The 14,516-nt window shown below is 65.2% G+C and carries 11 protein-coding genes and 1 tRNA gene; 4 read left to right on the top strand and 8 right to left on the bottom strand.

From position 1 onward, the window contains the following. The first annotated feature begins 17 nt into the window (after positions 1-17). Positions 18-437 (top strand): tautomerase family protein, encoded by a 420-nt coding sequence (locus tag DBZ32_RS11160; RefSeq protein ID WP_119167237.1) that lies wholly within the window; start codon positions 18-20, stop codon positions 435-437. Positions 438-555: 118 nt separating this feature from the next. Here DBZ32_RS11160 and DBZ32_RS11155 read toward each other — a convergent pair. After that, a tRNA-Ser gene (locus DBZ32_RS11155) sits at positions 556-646 on the bottom strand. Positions 647-826: 180 nt separating this feature from the next. On the opposite strand from DBZ32_RS11155, the gene DBZ32_RS11150 reads away from it, so the two are divergent. Continuing rightward, on the top strand, positions 827-1,150 hold the full coding sequence (locus tag DBZ32_RS11150; protein WP_119167236.1) for a hypothetical protein: 324 nt from the start codon (positions 827-829) through the stop codon (positions 1,148-1,150). Between the two features lie 55 nt (positions 1,151-1,205). Here the strand turns inward: DBZ32_RS11150 and DBZ32_RS11145 are convergent, their stop codons facing one another. After that, entirely contained in the window at positions 1,206-1,820 is a 615-nt protein-coding gene (locus DBZ32_RS11145; protein ID WP_162906720.1) for an MBL fold metallo-hydrolase, read from the bottom strand. A 139-nt stretch (positions 1,821-1,959) separates the two neighbouring features. Further along, a protein-coding gene (gene prfB / locus DBZ32_RS11140; RefSeq protein ID WP_119167234.1) for a peptide chain release factor 2 occupies positions 1,960-3,088 on the bottom strand; the annotation gives its coding sequence in 2 pieces (ribosomal slippage) (positions 1,960-3,018 and positions 3,020-3,088; 1,128 coding nt in all). A gap of 149 nt (positions 3,089-3,237) precedes the next feature. Here prfB and DBZ32_RS11135 point away from each other — a divergent pair. Beyond that, complete coding sequence (locus DBZ32_RS11135; protein ID WP_162906719.1) at positions 3,238-3,720, top strand: GNAT family N-acetyltransferase; 483 nt, start codon at positions 3,238-3,240, stop codon at positions 3,718-3,720. A gap of 11 nt (positions 3,721-3,731) precedes the next feature. On the opposite strand, the gene DBZ32_RS11130 is transcribed toward DBZ32_RS11135, so the two are convergent. Then, complete coding sequence (locus DBZ32_RS11130) at positions 3,732-6,188, bottom strand: penicillin-binding protein 1A (protein ID WP_119167232.1); 2,457 nt, start codon at positions 6,186-6,188, stop codon at positions 3,732-3,734. 190 nt (positions 6,189-6,378) lie between these two features. Next, positions 6,379-7,605, bottom strand: coding sequence for an N-acetylmuramoyl-L-alanine amidase (locus DBZ32_RS11125; protein ID WP_119167231.1), 1,227 nt, complete (start codon positions 7,603-7,605; stop codon positions 6,379-6,381). An 840-nt stretch (positions 7,606-8,445) separates the two neighbouring features. On the opposite strand from DBZ32_RS11125, the gene DBZ32_RS11115 reads away from it, so the two are divergent. Next, positions 8,446-11,052 (top strand): Rne/Rng family ribonuclease, encoded by a 2,607-nt coding sequence (locus DBZ32_RS11115; RefSeq protein WP_119167229.1) that lies wholly within the window; start codon positions 8,446-8,448, stop codon positions 11,050-11,052. A gap of 57 nt (positions 11,053-11,109) precedes the next feature. On the opposite strand, the gene DBZ32_RS11110 is transcribed toward DBZ32_RS11115, so the two are convergent. The 3 genes from DBZ32_RS11110 to DBZ32_RS11100 are packed head-to-tail and all read right to left on the bottom strand — an operon-like array spanning position 11,110 to position 14,444. Then, on the bottom strand, positions 11,110-11,724 hold the full coding sequence (locus tag DBZ32_RS11110) for a head GIN domain-containing protein (protein ID WP_119167228.1): 615 nt from the start codon (positions 11,722-11,724) through the stop codon (positions 11,110-11,112). Continuing rightward, positions 11,721-12,869 (bottom strand): pyridoxal phosphate-dependent aminotransferase, encoded by a 1,149-nt coding sequence (locus tag DBZ32_RS11105; protein WP_235830197.1) that lies wholly within the window; start codon positions 12,867-12,869, stop codon positions 11,721-11,723. The genes DBZ32_RS11110 and DBZ32_RS11105 overlap by 4 nt, the downstream gene beginning before the upstream one ends. Positions 12,870-12,887: 18 nt before the next feature. Further along, on the bottom strand, positions 12,888-14,444 hold the full coding sequence (locus tag DBZ32_RS11100) for a gamma-glutamyltransferase (protein WP_162906718.1): 1,557 nt from the start codon (positions 14,442-14,444) through the stop codon (positions 12,888-12,890). Between the last annotated feature and the right edge of the window lie 72 nt (positions 14,445-14,516).

The raw sequence follows: 14,516 nt of genomic DNA, 5'->3' as shown, positions 1-14,516 counted from the left end.
TCTCGAAAGGACGTTCCATGCCCCTCGCTCGAATTTCCGTTCCCGCAGCCCTTCCGGCCGGGAAAACGCGCAAACTGGCGGACGCGGTGCATGACGGGCTCGTCGCAACCTGCAACGTGCCGCTCAAGGATCGGTTTCAGCTCATCTCTGTCTTTGAAAGCCGCTGTATGATCATCGACCGGAACTTTCCGGACGTGAACCGAACATCCGAAGCCTCAATCGTGGAAATCTTGTTTCTGGAAGGTCGGAGCGTTGCACAAAAAACCGCGCTTTTTCAGCATGTTGCGGCAGGAGCGATCGAAGCTGGTTTCGTCGGCGACGACATCATGATCGTTCTCTCGGAAAACGCGCCAAGGGACTGGTCGTTAGGCTGTGGACGGAGTTACGGGCGAAACCACGCGCCCGATGGTTCAGCCTCGACTGGCTCACGTCAGTGACGTCAATCCGTCGTTTACGGCCCATGGCTGGAGTGGGTCACGCGACATCCGAATGGCAGGTTGGCCGCGTCTCGGACCGTCGTACAGCCTAACGAGGCGTTGCATAAGCGGCGGCAAGTGGCGGTGAGGGAGGGATTCGAACCCTCGAAGAGCTGTTAACCCTTACACGCGTTCCAGGCGTGCGCCTTCAACCGCTCGGCCACCTCACCACGACAGGGCGGACTAGGTAGCGAAGCTGGGGCGCGGATGCAACGGCGAACTTGGGCGTGGCCGAGGCCGTGAGGCCTTCGCGCGGCGTTCGGGGCATAGCCCCGCCGGTTGGACCGAACCGAAAGCCAGATGCCGTCCCGTCTTGCTCTCGCCACAGGATTGCGCCAACTATTCGGTCCATGCGTCTGGTCTTCCACCTGCTCGGCTGGTTGCTGGTCTTGTGCGGCCTGATCGTCTTTGCGGGCGATCTCTTGGCCTATATGACCTTGGACCTCTTTACGCTGCGTCCCTTTGGTGAGGTCTGGGCGGCGATCCATCGTGACAGCCTTGCGATGCTGCAGCCGGCCATCGAGCGCCATGTCTGGGCACCGCTGTGGCAGGACATCATCTTCCCTGTCCTGCTCTGGCCAGCGGCCCCGGTCTTGTTTGCCTTGGGGCTGCTGGTGGTCCTGGTCACACGCCGCGGCGCTCCGCCGGTGAAGCGGCGAGGGTTCAAACGCTGACGAGCCGCCCGGCAGTTTACGGGCAGTGGGCGACTGCGATGAGGCCTTGGCCGGTTTAGGCCGCCCAGCTCTCGATCAAGGCTGCTACCGGCCGCCGGGCGCCTTCGAGAATCGCTACGCCGTCGCCGGGCAGTAGGATGTCGAAGTCCAGACTTTGCAGCCGTGCGACGGAGCTGCGCAGTTGCGCCGGATCGTCCAGTTTCTCGTCCGGCAGCAGCTTGCAGGCCCCGGCCGGCCAGCCGACGATCGAATCGCCGACGAAGAGGATGCGTCGCTCCGGCCAGAAGACCGCGATCTCGCCTGGCGATTTACCTGCGGCATCGACCGCTTCGAGCGGCCCGAAGGTCGCACCGACCAGCAAGGCGCCGTCGACGGCGACGCCCTGGCTTTCGGCGTGCAACCGGTCGGCCGGGTTGATCAGCGTCTTGGCGCCTGTCGCTTCCCGCACCGCATTCGCCGCCCGTCCGTGATTGCGGTTGGTCAGGAGGATCAGCGCGGCGCCCTTGGCGGCGATAGCGTCCAACTCGTCCGGAGTCGGCTCGACCGGATCGATCACCAGATTTCCGCCCAACTCGCTGTCGGACAGCTCCAGCAGATAGCCGTTGAAGTCGTAGCCGTGCGGCGGCGACAGCTTCGACCAAGTGTGAATGCCAGGTAAAATCTCGCGCATCGTCGTCCCTCCAGCTGTTTCCCGAGAAGCCGTTGACCGGCCTTCCGTCATCTCTCGTTGCACCCTGCTCCCGATCCCGTTCCGCACAGACCTGTCCAGGAGTGGTGGGGCGGGATGGACCTCGAAATCCGTTAGGCTTTCAGGCGTCCACCGCTTCGCCGACTTCCAGGCCGCCGAGCTTGGCGGCCAGCGCGGCTTCCAGGTAGTCGTCGATGTCGCCGTCCAGAACCGACTTGGAGTTGGTCTTCTCCACTCCGGTGCGCAAGTCCTTGACCATCTGGTAAGGGTGCAGGACGTAGGAGCGGATCTGATGGCCCCAGCCGATATCGGTCTTGGCGTCCTCCGTCGCTTGGGCCTCGGCCTCGCGCTTCTTCAACTCGTACTCGTAGATCCGCGCCTTCAGCATGGCCATGGCCGTGGCCTTGTTCTTGTGCTGAGAGCGGTCGTTCTGGCACTGAACCACAAGGCCGGTCGGCAAATGTGTAATGCGCACGGCCGAATCGGTGCGGTTGACGTGCTGCCCGCCGGCGCCGGAGGCGCGGTAGGTGTCGATGCGCAGGTCCTTGTCCTCCATCTCGACCTCGATGGAGTCGTCGATGACGGGATAGACCCAGGTGCTGGCGAAGGAGGTGTGGCGGCGCGACTGTGAGTCGAAAGGCGAGATCCGCACCAGACGATGCACGCCGGTCTCGGATTTCAGCCAGCCGTAGGCGTTGTGGCCGAGGATGCGGATCGTTGCCGACTTGAGGCCGGCTTCCTCGCCCCCGCTTTCCTCGATCCACTCGACCTTATAGCCATGCTGCTCGGCCCAGCGGACGTACATGCGCAGCAGCATTTCCGCCCAGTCCTGAGCCTCGGTGCCGCCGGCACCGGCGTTGACCTCCAGATAGGCATCGTTGCTGTCGGCTTCGCCGGACAGCAGGCTTTCGATCTCGGCCTTGTCGGCTTCGGCCTTCATCTTGGCCAGGTCCGCTTCCGCTTCGGTAATCGAGTCGTCGTCGCCCTCGGCCTCGCCCAGTTCGATCAGCGTCAGGGCATCCTCGAGGCGCTGTTGCAGCCCGTTGCTGCGCTCGACCTGCCCGGCCAGCGCGGCGCGTTCGCGCATCAGCCCCTGTGCCTTGTCCGGATCGTTCCAGAGCTCTGGATCCTCGGCGAGAGCGTTCAGCTCCTCCAGCCGCTTAAGGGCTCGATCCCAGTCAAAGATGCCTCCTCAGCAGGGCCATCGACTCACGAATCGAGTCGACCACTGCTTGTGTCTCGGCGCGCATGTCCGGCGCGTCCTCCCTGTTGCGTTCCCTTATATCTCCCCTGGATATAGCGACGCCGACCGATCTGCGACAAGTCTCGGCTTTGTGCGCCGGTATTGTCCGGATGGATGCGACAGCAGCCAAAGTCTCACTGGGAGAAGAATCAGCCGATGGTGTACGTCACGGAAGCGGGTTTGGAGGATATTGAGGACCTGGTGCCGCTCGCTCTGGAGATGGAGCGTTTTTATGGAGCCGACAACAAGATTGACGCGACCGTCGCTGCCGCGCGGTTGCGGGCGGCGCTGCCATTGCCTGCGGATGGAGCTCTCCTCCTAGCGCGGAGCGCGGAACCGCTCGGTTTCGCCATGCTCTATCGCATGTTTCCGGGTCGGGACCTGGAGCCCGTGTGGTACCTCAAGGAGCTGTTCGTGGTTGCGGCCGGTCGTGGACAAGGGGTGGGGGAACGTCTGATGCAGGCCGCCGCCGCCGCCGTGGTGCGGCGCGGCGGTCAACGCCTGGAGTTCACGACGGGAAGCGAAAACGCTGCGGCTCAACGTTTCTACGACCGGCTGCAGATCCCGGTCGTCGGGAAGGTTTTCTATCGTCTCGAAGACGAGGGGTTGGAACGTCTGGCGCGCTTTACGGCCACGTAGTCGGGCCCGGGCTAATAGAGTCCGGAGCCGCTGGTGCGCGGCGCTTGCGGGGCCGGTGCCGTCGGAGTGCCGGTTGCAGCGCCGCCAGGTGCCTGACCGGTCAAGACCTGGGTGGGATCATCGCGCTGGGGTTCCTCGCCCGGCTTGAAGGCCTCCCAGATTACATCGCTGTCGCCGGGACCGGCAGGCCGTCCGGTGGCGTGGGAGACGCGCATCAAGCGGATGCCTTCGGGAATGCGGAAGGGGGTGGCCGGTGCTTCGGCCAAGGCCTTCTCCATGAAAGCCTTCCAGATCGGCAAGGCCGCGCGGCTGCCCGCTTCCTGATTTCCCAGCGACCTGGGTTCGTCGAAGCCGACGTAGACGCCGGCGACCAGATCCGGCGAGAAGCCCACGAACCAAGCGTCGCGATAATCGTTCGTGGTGCCGGTCTTGCCGGCCAGGGGCTTACCGATCTCGCGCGCCCGAACCCCGGTACCACGTAGTATGGCGCCCTCCAGAATGGAAACCATCTGATAGGCACTACGAGGGTCCGCGACCTGGGCGCGGGTATCGGGCAGAGCCGGCGGCGCCTGACCGGTCCAGATCTGACTCGTGCAACCGGCACAGTCCCGATTGTCGTGCTTGTAAAGCGTCTGTCCAAAGCGGTCCTGGACCCGGTCGATCATCGTCGGTTCGATCCGCTTGCCGCCGTTGACCAGCATGGCGTATGCGGCAGTCATGCGCAGCGCCGTGGTTTCGCCGGCGCCGAGCGACATGGAGAGAACCTCCTCCAGATTATCGACGATGCCGAGGCGTTTCGCGTAGTCGGCGATCACCGGCATGCCGACCGCGTCCGCCAGTCGGACCGTCATGAGGTTGCGTGACTTCTCGACGCCGATGCGCAGCGTCGTGGGGCCGTAGAACTCCTTGGTATAGTTGGCCGGCTTCCACTTCGGGAGGCCAGGTCCTTGATCCATGGTGATCGGCGCGTCGAGCACGATGGACGAGGGGGTAAAGCCGTGGTCGAGCGCAGCCAGGTAGACGAAGGGCTTGAAGGCGGAACCGGGCTGCCGGCGCGCCTGAACGGCTCGGTTGAACTCGCTGATCTCGGCCGAGAAGCCCCCGCTCATGGCCAGCATGCGGCCGCTATGGGGGTCGAGCGCGACCAGCCCGCCCTGGACGGCCGGGATCTGGCGCAACCCGAACTGGGGCGGAACGGGCGCTTCGGTGCCGTCTTCGAGCGGCAAGGGCTCGATCAGAACCACGTCCCCGATCGACAATACGTCGGAGGGTTGACGGGGCTGTTGTCCAACCCGCTGGTTCTCGAGCGCCTCCCGGGCCCAGGTCAGCTCGCCCATGGGAATCGTACCGGCACTGCCGTCGGCCAGTCCGATGCGGGCCGTTTCGGCCTCCAGCGCGAGCACGACGGCCAGTTGCCAGGTCCCGGCTCCGGCAGGCTGCGCGACCGCCTCCAGGCGCTCGGCCCAACCCTCGCTTTCCGCGTCGATCGAGGCGACCGGGCCGCGGTAGCCATGACGGCGGTCGTAGGCGACCAAGCCACTGCGCAGGGCGCGGTCGGCGATGGCCTGCAGGCGCGGATCGACCGTGGTGCGGACGGACAGCCCTCCCTCGTAGACGCCGTCGTCGCCGAAGACTCCAGCCAGTTCGCGCCGGACTTCCTCGGCGAAGTAATCGGCCTGTGCCGTCTGCGTCGCTCTGCGCTGTCGGATGACGAGGGGTTCGGCGCGCGCGGTCGCGGCCTCCTCAGGCCCGATGGCTCCATCTTCCAGCATGCGCGCGATCACCCAGTTGCGCCGGTTGATCGCTGCCTCGGTCCGGCGGGTGGGATGGTAGTTGTTCGGCGCTTTCGGCAAGGCCGCAAGATAAGCGGCTTCGGCCGTCGTCAGCTCGTCGAGCGACTTGTCGAAATAGTTGAGCGCCGCGGTCGCGACACCGTAAGACCCGAAGCCGAGATAGATCTCGTTCATATAGAGCTGGAGAATCTTCTGCTTCGAGAAGGTCTGTTCTATGCGGAACGACAGGATGGCCTCGCGCACCTTGCGGTCGATCGAGACTTCGTTGGTCAGGAGGAAGTTCTTGGCCACCTGCTGCGTGATGGTCGAGGCGCCCACCGGTCGGCGATCGCTGCCGATCTGGCGGACATTCGTGACGACCGCGCGCAGCAGAGCGACGAAATCGATGCCGGAGTGCTGATAGAAGTTCTGGTCCTCGGCCGAGATGAAGGCGGCCTTGACCCGTTCCGGGATCGCACCGAACGGCACGAAGACCCGTTTCTCCGTCGCGAACTCAGCCAGCAATCGACCGTCGTTGGCATGCACGCGGGTCACCATCGGCGGCTCGTAGTCAGCGAGCTGGTCGTGGGCCGGAAGTCCCTCGGAGAAGTGATAGATACCGAAGGCCACGCCGCCGGCGCCCAGAAGCAGGCCAACCAGTAGCAACGACGCTGTAATTTTCAAAAACTTGAGCATTGCTCTCGAAAGATCCGCTTGTCTTGGCCCTGTTTCGACTGCGGCACCATGTAGAACTATACGACAGCTTTGGCCGGAATGTGGCGGCCTCAGTCCCGCGACTCGATGTTCAAACTTGCGAGATCGCCGTCGAGTTCCTGCGCCCTCAAACAGCTGGTTCTCAAATGTACCGGTCTGCGTGCAAGGCGACTCAGTTGTTGTGCATCGCCGTTTGCAGCTTGAAGAAGCGCTCGATGGAAGCAACCAACCCGTCGGTCACTTTCTCGCGATGTGCCTTGGTCTTCAACTGCCGCTCCTCCTCGGCATTCGACATGTAGCCGATTTCGACCAAAACCGAGGGTACGCTAGGCGACTTCAAGACCGCGAAGCCGGCGAAACGGTGGGTGTTGTTGAGCAACTTGACCCGCTCGCCCAGTGTGTCGACCAGCATGTTGGCGAAAGACCGCGAGAGGTTCAGCGTGTCGGTCTGCATCAGGTCGATCAGGATATGAGAGACCGTGTCGCTGTGAGGGCTCAGTTCGACGCCGCCCAGGGCATCGGCCTTGTTCTCCTTGGCCGCCAGGGCCGCCGCCTCGGTATCGGAGGCGCCCTGGGACAGGGTATAGACCGATGCGCCGCGGATTCGGCCCGAGGAATGGATGTTCGCGTGCAGCGAGACGAAGAGGTCGCCGCCGGCTTGTTCGGCGATTCGGTAGCGATCGCGTAGAGGGATGAAACGGTCGTCCGCTCGGGTCATGACCACCCGGTAACGGCCGCTCCCTTCCAGCGCCGTGCGCAAGGCCTTGGCGTAGTCCAGCGCCAGAACCTTCTCGTAGGTGCCGGAGACGCCGATCGCGCCGGGATCGACGCCGCCGTGACCTGCGTCGATCACGACCGTCGGGCGCGGGTCGCTTGGGACCGGAGGTGCCGCGGGCAAAGCTGTACGTATGCGCGGCAGTTCCTCTCGCGAGACCAGGCGGCGGTCCAGTTCGGCGGCGAGGAAGGTCGGGCGGTCCGTCCGCTCCAAATCGACGACAAGACGGTAGCCCTGGCCGTCGCGCGGCGGGATCATAAAGACCTCGCGCAGACGGGCCGGACCGGTCAGATCCAGAACGACACGGCTGGTCGTCGGCGTGAAGAGGCCGTAGCGCAAGTCGCCGATCAATCCGCCCGTTTGTTCCGACGCCGGGGTCGGCCAGTCGATCTCCGGCAGGTCGATCACGACACGGTAGGGGTCCGCCAAAGCGAAGACGCGGTAGGCCGGGGCGGCATCCAGTTCCAGGACGAACCGTGTGAACTCCAGGTGTGCGCCGATGCGCACGTCCGTGACGCGCGGCTTGGCCATTGCCGATTGCGCGATGGCGCAAACGACGACGACCGTCAGGGCGGTCAAGACGCCGAGCAGGCCTCGGACCTTACGCACTCGATCGTTCTGCACTCGATCGCTCCCTAAAGCCGTCGGGCGGGATTGCCGTAAACCCGATCCCGGCTCGGACGGCTCCCGCCGTCGGTCAAGTATTCGGAATGAATCCTTGATAGGTCTTAAATACACGTTGCCGAGTCACCGGGGCAACGTTTTTTGATTAGGCTGTTTTCGAAAAAAGCTCGACAACTCTGAGTGATGCGGACTGGTCTTGAGGTAACGTGCGATCAACGAAAGCCGGCCATCGGTCGCCGGAGGTCGCGATGCCGTCATGAACTCAAGCGTTGTTTCCTTGGGGCCAAATCCCTATGGTGCCTTATGCGGAGCCGATCCAAAGACTAACGTCCGGTCGCCGGGTCGGTTCGGTCTGGGACTTTTGAAACCAAGAGAGTTGCTCGACCGACCGCATCGCATAAGGAATTCGTCGACGATAGTCGGCGCCGGAGAGAATCGAGACAGGCGCAGGCGTTGTTGCGAGCGGATCGACCCAATTCGGGTGCGCCGAGAGCGTTGTCCGGATCGTCGGTTCTGATTTGAAGACGTCCGGGGCCATCCGCTCCGCAAGCTCTTTCCTGCCGTTTTCGCAGAAGGGCCGCGCCGCGGGACGACTAGCAACGAAAGGATCGGGGCCCGACGTGATGGGCTGGCAGAAGCTTCATAGCCGAAACGCAGCACTTGCTGCGGACTGCCCCACGTCGCCACAGGTCTGCGCTCCGCCCTTCCTCCCCCGACAAACCGCAACCCACGGCGCAGTCCGCGCCGTAACAATCCGCGCGTCTCGCGCCGCCCCCGTGGCCTGCGGTCTCTCCGCAGGTCCGCGTCTGGGCGCCGGGCGTGCTCTGGAGTCGAAAGTAAATGGCAAAGCGTATGCTAATCGATGCCACCCACCCGGACGAGACTCGGGTGGTGGTGGTCGCCAACGGCAAGGTCGAAGAATTCGATTACGAAACTGCTGCTAAGGCGCAGCTCAAGGGCAACATCTATTTGGCGAAGGTCACTAAGGTCGAGCCTTCGCTTCAGGCCGCCTTCGTCGACTACGGTGGGAACCGCCATGGTTTCCTGCCGTTTAGCGAAATCCATCCGGACTACTACCGCATTCCGATCGCCGACCGCGAAGCGCTGTTGGCCGAGGAAGAAGCCCTGCGCGCCAGGTCCGAGGGCCCGGTCGAAGAGGAGGGGCCCGGAGACTCCGGAGAGGATGCGCTCGACGAGCCCAGCGAGGATGACGCCGGTCTGGATGCCGAAGCCTACGACCTAGACGCCGTTGTTGCCGATGAGGGCCCGGACGACGCTGACCAAGACTCCGTCGAACAAGGTTCGGCCGACACCGGCCGTGCCAGGGCTCCGGTCGAGGAGGTCGAAACCGAAGGCAGCGTCGACACCGTTGGCGGAGACGAGGTCGAGGAGGCCGCACGCCGCCGCGCCAAGTTGATGCGCCGCTACAAGATTCAGGAAGTCATCAAGCGCAAGCAGGTCATGCTGGTGCAGGTGACGAAGGAGGAGCGGGGCACCAAGGGTGCGGCGCTGACCACCTATCTTTCGTTGGCCGGCCGCTACTGCGTCCTGATGCCCAATACGGCCAAGGGCGGTGGCATTTCGCGCAAGATCGCCAATGCTGTCGACCGCAAGCGGCTGAAGTCGGTGGTCGGAGAGCTTCTGATTCCCGAGGGAATGGCGGTCATCGTACGAACGGCGGGAGCTCAGCGGACCAAGCCGGAAATCCGGCGCGACTACGAGTATCTGCTGCGTCTTTGGGACGACATCCGCACCAATACCTTGGAATCCACCGCCCCGGCTCTGATCCACGAGGAAGCCAACCTCATCAAGCGCGCGATCCGGGATCTCTACGCCCGCGATACGGAAGAGATCCTGGTCGAGGGCGACGAGGGCTATAAGGCCGCAAAAGCCTTCATGAAGATGCTCATGCCGAGCCACGCTCGCCATGTGAAGCACTACACGGATCCACAGATTCCCTTGGTCTATCGCTACGGCGTGGAGCAGCAACTCGACCTGATGCACGAGCCCCAGGTCCAGCTCAGGTCGGGCGGCTCTATCGTCATCAATCCGACCGAGGCACTGGTTGCGATCGATGTCAACTCCGGCAAGGCCACGCGGGAACGCCACATCGAGGAGACGGCGCTCAAGACCAATCTGGAAGCTGCCGACGAGGTGGCCCGGCAACTGCGTCTGCGCGACTTCGCCGGCCTTATCGTCATCGACTTCATCGATATGGAGGAGCCGCGGCACAATCGTGAGGTCGAGCGCCGCCTCAAGGAAGCGATGAAGGCCGACCGTGCGCGCATCCAGTTGGGCCGCATCAGTCCCTTCGGCTTGTTGGAGCTGTCACGCCAGCGGCTTCGCCCCAGCCTGTTCGAGACCGAGACGGAAGTCTGCAAGGTCTGCGCGGGTACCGGGCATCGCCGCTCGAACAACTCGGCCAGTCGGCTCGTACTGCGCGCGCTGACCGAGGAAGCGATCAAGCGCGGTGGCGGCGAGTTGACGGTGACCGTGCCGACGTCCGTCGCTCTCTTCTTGCTCAACGAGCGGCGCCATGCGGTTCAAGATCTTGAACAGCGCTACGGTGTGTCCATCGCCGTTCGGGCCGATGACACGCTGCTGACCCCGGACTACGATCTGCGGCGTCTGACCAGCGAGGGCGCACCGCCGGTTCAGGTCCCTGCCAGGGAGCCCATCACCGAGGCAAGCTCCGAGGAGGAGCAGGCCGATGGCGGCGAGGAGCGCCGTTCCTCCGGCCGTCGAGGGCGTCGGGGCGGGCGAAAGCGCCGCAGCGGTAGCGAGGATGAGGTCCGGGCCAGCGAGCGTACGGACGAGCAGAGCCTCGAGGAAGCGCCCGAAACCGTCGAGCCGGCGGGAGCGGACGCTGACGCGGAGGAAGACGAGCAGGACGAGGCTCGGCAAGCCAAGCGCCGCCGACGCGGCAAGCGTGGCGGCCGGCGCCGGTCCAAGGCCCGCCAAGTTCGTGACGAGCAGGATGGCGAGTCCGAGAACGGCACCCTTGAAGAACCGGCTGGCGACGCGGGTGATCCGGACGCGACCGATGACCCTGACACTGCGGATGACGCGGTGCGCGAGGCCGGAGGTGACGTGTCTGCCGGCGAACCGCCCGCCGATGCGGAACCGGCCGACGAGCCGGTACAGGAGGAGAAGCCGAAACGCCGGAGCCGGCGTCCGCGCCGCAAGCCGGCAACCGCGGCCGAGTCTCGGTCGGATGTCGCTGCCGAGGAGCGGCCCGTCCCGGACTCCTTGCCCGAGCCGGTCAACTCGGTAGAGAGCGAACGCGTAGAGCCGCAACCAGAGCCGGCGCTCGCATCCTTGTCGCCGGCAACGGCCGAGCCTGAACCCGAACCGGTTCCGGCCGGACAGGCTGAGCGCGCGAAAGACGCCGAGCCTCAGCAGCCGGAGTCGAAGCGGCGAGGTTGGTGGAACCGCATCGTCGGCTGAACCGGATCACGGTCGTTCGACTCCTGAAGGTTTGGCGCAGAGTCGCGTCCTGACCGGCTAGCAGCCGGTCAGGACGCGCGCGTCTTCGGCCTGGTGCAGGATCTCGATCCCCCCGGCGTGACAGAGGCCCACGCGGACGTTTCGGCCGGCATGGAGGCGGACGCGTTTCGGAACGAAACCCCGACCGCCCCCGAGCGCATTTAACGTTCCGCCGCTCTCGACAGTCAGAAAGAGCCGCCGCGTTTCGCCGGAAATCTCGACCCGCGCCTGGGTTTCGACCTTCAGTGTCAGCTGTTCGCTATCGAGGGCGCAGGCCGGCAGGGTCAGTCGCGCGCCAGTCGTTGCCCCGACCTGCCGCAGAGGGCGGTCGGTCGTCAGCAGCAGGCGCATCTGGTCGGGATGGATCTGCCGGTCGAAGTCGCGCCTGAAGTGCAGCTTCGCCACGCTCTGGCCCTCCGAACCCTCGACCACGCGCAGATCGATATAGCTGTCTCCAATTGCGGGCGTATCGCTTTCGATCTGCACGCCGGGTCGTTCGCCACAGATCAGAGTCACGGTGATGGCTGTGTCGACATGAAGCTCGCTGAAGGCAGACAGCGGCCTGTTGTCCCCGGCTTCCGACGGTGTCGACAGAAGCACCGCGGCGACCGCGACCGCCGGCGGCAGCTTCATCCATCGGATCCGGCGAAGGTCCGGAGGCGGTCGCAGGCAGTCTTCATGGTATCCAGCGAGCCCGCGAAGGAAAACCGGACGAATCGATGTCCGCGTTGCGGGTCGAAGTCGACGCCGGGTGTCAGAGCGACACCGGTTTCTTGCAGGATGCGCGCACAGAGCGCCGGACTGTCGTTGGTCAGGCGTCCGGCATCCGCATAGAGATAGAAGGCACCGTCGGCCGGCGCCAGCTGTTCGAACCCGACGTGAGGCAGGCGCTCGAGCAGAAGGGCACGATTGACGGCATAGGCCTCGACACGCGCGTCCAACTCGCTCAGGCAGTCGAACGCTGCGACGGCGGCATATTGCGACAGCGTCGGCGCCGCGACGAAGAAGTTCTGGGCCAGACATTCGACCGGCCGGATCAGGTCTTCGGGAAGCACCATCCAGCCCAACCGCCAGCCGGTCATGCAGAAGTATTTGGAGAAGGAGTTGATGACGATGGCTTCGTTCGTCAGTTCCAGTGCCGACGTCGCGCGATCTCCGTAGGTGATGCCATGATAGATTTCGTCGGAGACCAGGCGGATGCCTTCGGCCGCACAATAGTCGACCAGCGCCTTGAGCGCATCGCGGTCGAGAACCGTGCCGGTGGGGTTCGAGGGACTGGCGACGATCAGGCCGTCCAGCCGGCCGGCTTGTCGCAGCAATGCGGGCGTCGGCTGATAGCGGTGCTCCAGGTCTGTTTCCAACAGCACCGGTTCGATGTCGAGTGCCTTCAGGATGTTGCGGTAGGCGGGGTAACCCGGTGCCGCAAGTGCAACCCTATCTCCGGGCTCGAAGGCGGCCAGAAAGGCCAGCAGGAACCCGCCGGACGAGCCCGGTGTGATGGCAATCCGGTCCGGGTCGGGATCGACACCGTTGACCCTGGCGTAGTGTCCGGCAAGGGCTTGCCGGAGGCTCGGTAACCCGAGGGCATCGGAATAGCCGATCAGCGACTGTTCAAGCGCCAGCTTGGCGGCATCCAGAACGGGTTGGGGGGCCCTGGTGGCGGGTTGCCCGACTTCAAGGTGAAGCACCTCCGCGCCTTCGGCCGCCCGTGCATTGGCGGCGCGAACCACATCCATCACGATGAAGGGAGAGACGCGGCCTCGCTGCGCAATCTTCAGCACCTTATCTGTCCTCGTCTACTGCGCGCGCTCTGCGAGGCCGAGACCACGCGGGTCGGTGGCGACGGTGCAGGCCGCTTCGTCGTCCTGTCGCAGGCCCATCGGGCAGCTAAAGGCATTGACCAACCCGCCGTCCGACTGGCGCAACAGCGGTACGCCACCGAAGGTGCCCGTGACCTCGGCCGCCTCGATCCCCGGCTCGGCCAGGATGCGGCCGCCTTGCCAGACCAGACGTGGCGCGTCGAGGGCGGCCCTCGCCTCGGCCTGGCCTTCGGTCATGCGCTGCAGGACCTGCACGAGATGTTGGAAGGCTGCCTCCCCCCCGCTGGCGGAGACGGCTTCGTCGAGCCGCCCGGTTTCGGGATCGGCGATCAGCGCGACTGCCAGCGGTACGCTGTTGTTGCTCGCCTCGACCGGGGCCGCCGGCAAAACGAGCCCCAGTCCGTCGGCCAGTCGGCCACGGCCGAAGAGGTCGTTCAGCGTAAAGCTACAGGCCACGGCGTTGCCTCTGCGGTCGCCGGTGACGAAGCCGGCGGCGAAGGGGGGCGCAGCGCTGCTCGTTGCCGGTGGCAAGGGGGCCGAAACCATCTCCCGGACCGAGTCTCCGGAGACCAGGACCTGTGGGTCGGCGATCGGCAGGCCGTCCGGCCCGATCCAAACCCGGCGTGCGGCGAGCGCCTTCAATCCGGCTTCCGCGGTCAAACGCGCCTGGCGGGCGGGCGCCGCGTCGATCCAGTTCGCCTGCTGCAACATCCGCCACATCTGGCCGGCCGCGACGCCGGCGCTGCTGCGTGGCGGCGGAAGCAGCAACAGGCTGTCACCTACCGGGATCTCGACCGGCGCCAGAAATTCTGCCCGGGCATCGCGGATTTCGGCCGGGTTCATTGCGACGCCGGCCTGCGCGGCAGCGTCCGCGTAGCGACGCGCGAAGCTCGGGCGATGCAGGTGGCCGCCGCCCTGGGCCCGCACACCGCCCAACACCGAGGAGAGTTCGGGGTTGCGCAGGCGTCGACCTTCCTCGATCCAGTCTCCGCTCTCGTCTTGGAATAGGGCGGCCAACTGCGGATCGCCGGCCAGCCGGCTCTGCGCGGCCGCCACGTCGCGCGCGAAAGCCCGGCTGGTGATGAAGCCGAATCGTGCAAAGTTCTCGGCTGGGGCGACCAATTCCTCCCAGCGGAGGGTGCCGTAGCGCGCGTGTAGCAGCGCCATGGCGCGGGTCAAGAGCGGCGGGACCGCCCCGTCGGCGGCGCGAACCGGTGGAAACAACAAGGCATCGGCCAGACCGTCTTCGTCGCTCCAAACCAGACAGGCACCGCCGCCGCCGAGCCCCACGCGGGACGGCAGGGTCACCGCCATGGTCATGGCCATCGCCACTGCGGCATCGGCGGCCGAGCCGTTGTTGCCGAGCACGTCGCGTCCGACCACCGTGGCATTGGGCTCATCGGCCGCGACGACCCCGGCAAAGCCTTCGACCGAGACCAGCAGTCCGGCCTGCTGGTCGTCAGCACAGCCGGCCAGCAGAAGGCTGCAGGCGCCTGCCGCAAAAGCGCCACGAAGCCGGGCTTTCCTGCCCAAGCGACTGCGGGTGGTTCGCGCGACTTCTCTGGAGGGGCTAGAGTGCGATTTCGCTCGAAGCAATCCTGCAGT

It is taken from the genome of Algihabitans albus (genome assembly GCF_003572205.1).
GTDB classification, from domain to species: Bacteria; Pseudomonadota; Alphaproteobacteria; order Kiloniellales; family DSM-21159; genus Algihabitans; species Algihabitans albus.
Note: the sequence above shows the minus strand (reverse complement) of the source record. Positions and strands in the feature narration are given on the sequence as shown.

What these genes read in the sequence shown, in the direction of transcription:
- DBZ32_RS11160 (WP_119167237.1), top strand. Translation starts at nt 18, where the DNA reads ATGCCCCTCGCTCGAATTTCCGTTCCCGCAGCCCTTCCGGCCGGGAAA.
- DBZ32_RS11145 (WP_162906720.1), bottom strand. Translation starts at nt 1,820, where the DNA reads ATGCGCGAGATTTTACCTGGCATTCACACTTGGTCGAAGCTGTCGCCG.
- DBZ32_RS11115 (WP_119167229.1), top strand. Translation starts at nt 8,446, where the DNA reads ATGGCAAAGCGTATGCTAATCGATGCCACCCACCCGGACGAGACTCGG.
- DBZ32_RS11135 (WP_162906719.1), top strand. Translation starts at nt 3,238, where the DNA reads ATGGTGTACGTCACGGAAGCGGGTTTGGAGGATATTGAGGACCTGGTG.
- DBZ32_RS11110 (WP_119167228.1), bottom strand. Translation starts at nt 11,724, where the DNA reads ATGAAGCTGCCGCCGGCGGTCGCGGTCGCCGCGGTGCTTCTGTCGACA.
- DBZ32_RS11150 (WP_119167236.1), top strand. Translation starts at nt 827, where the DNA reads ATGCGTCTGGTCTTCCACCTGCTCGGCTGGTTGCTGGTCTTGTGCGGC.
- DBZ32_RS11130 (WP_119167232.1), bottom strand. Translation starts at nt 6,188, where the DNA reads ATGCTCAAGTTTTTGAAAATTACAGCGTCGTTGCTACTGGTTGGCCTG.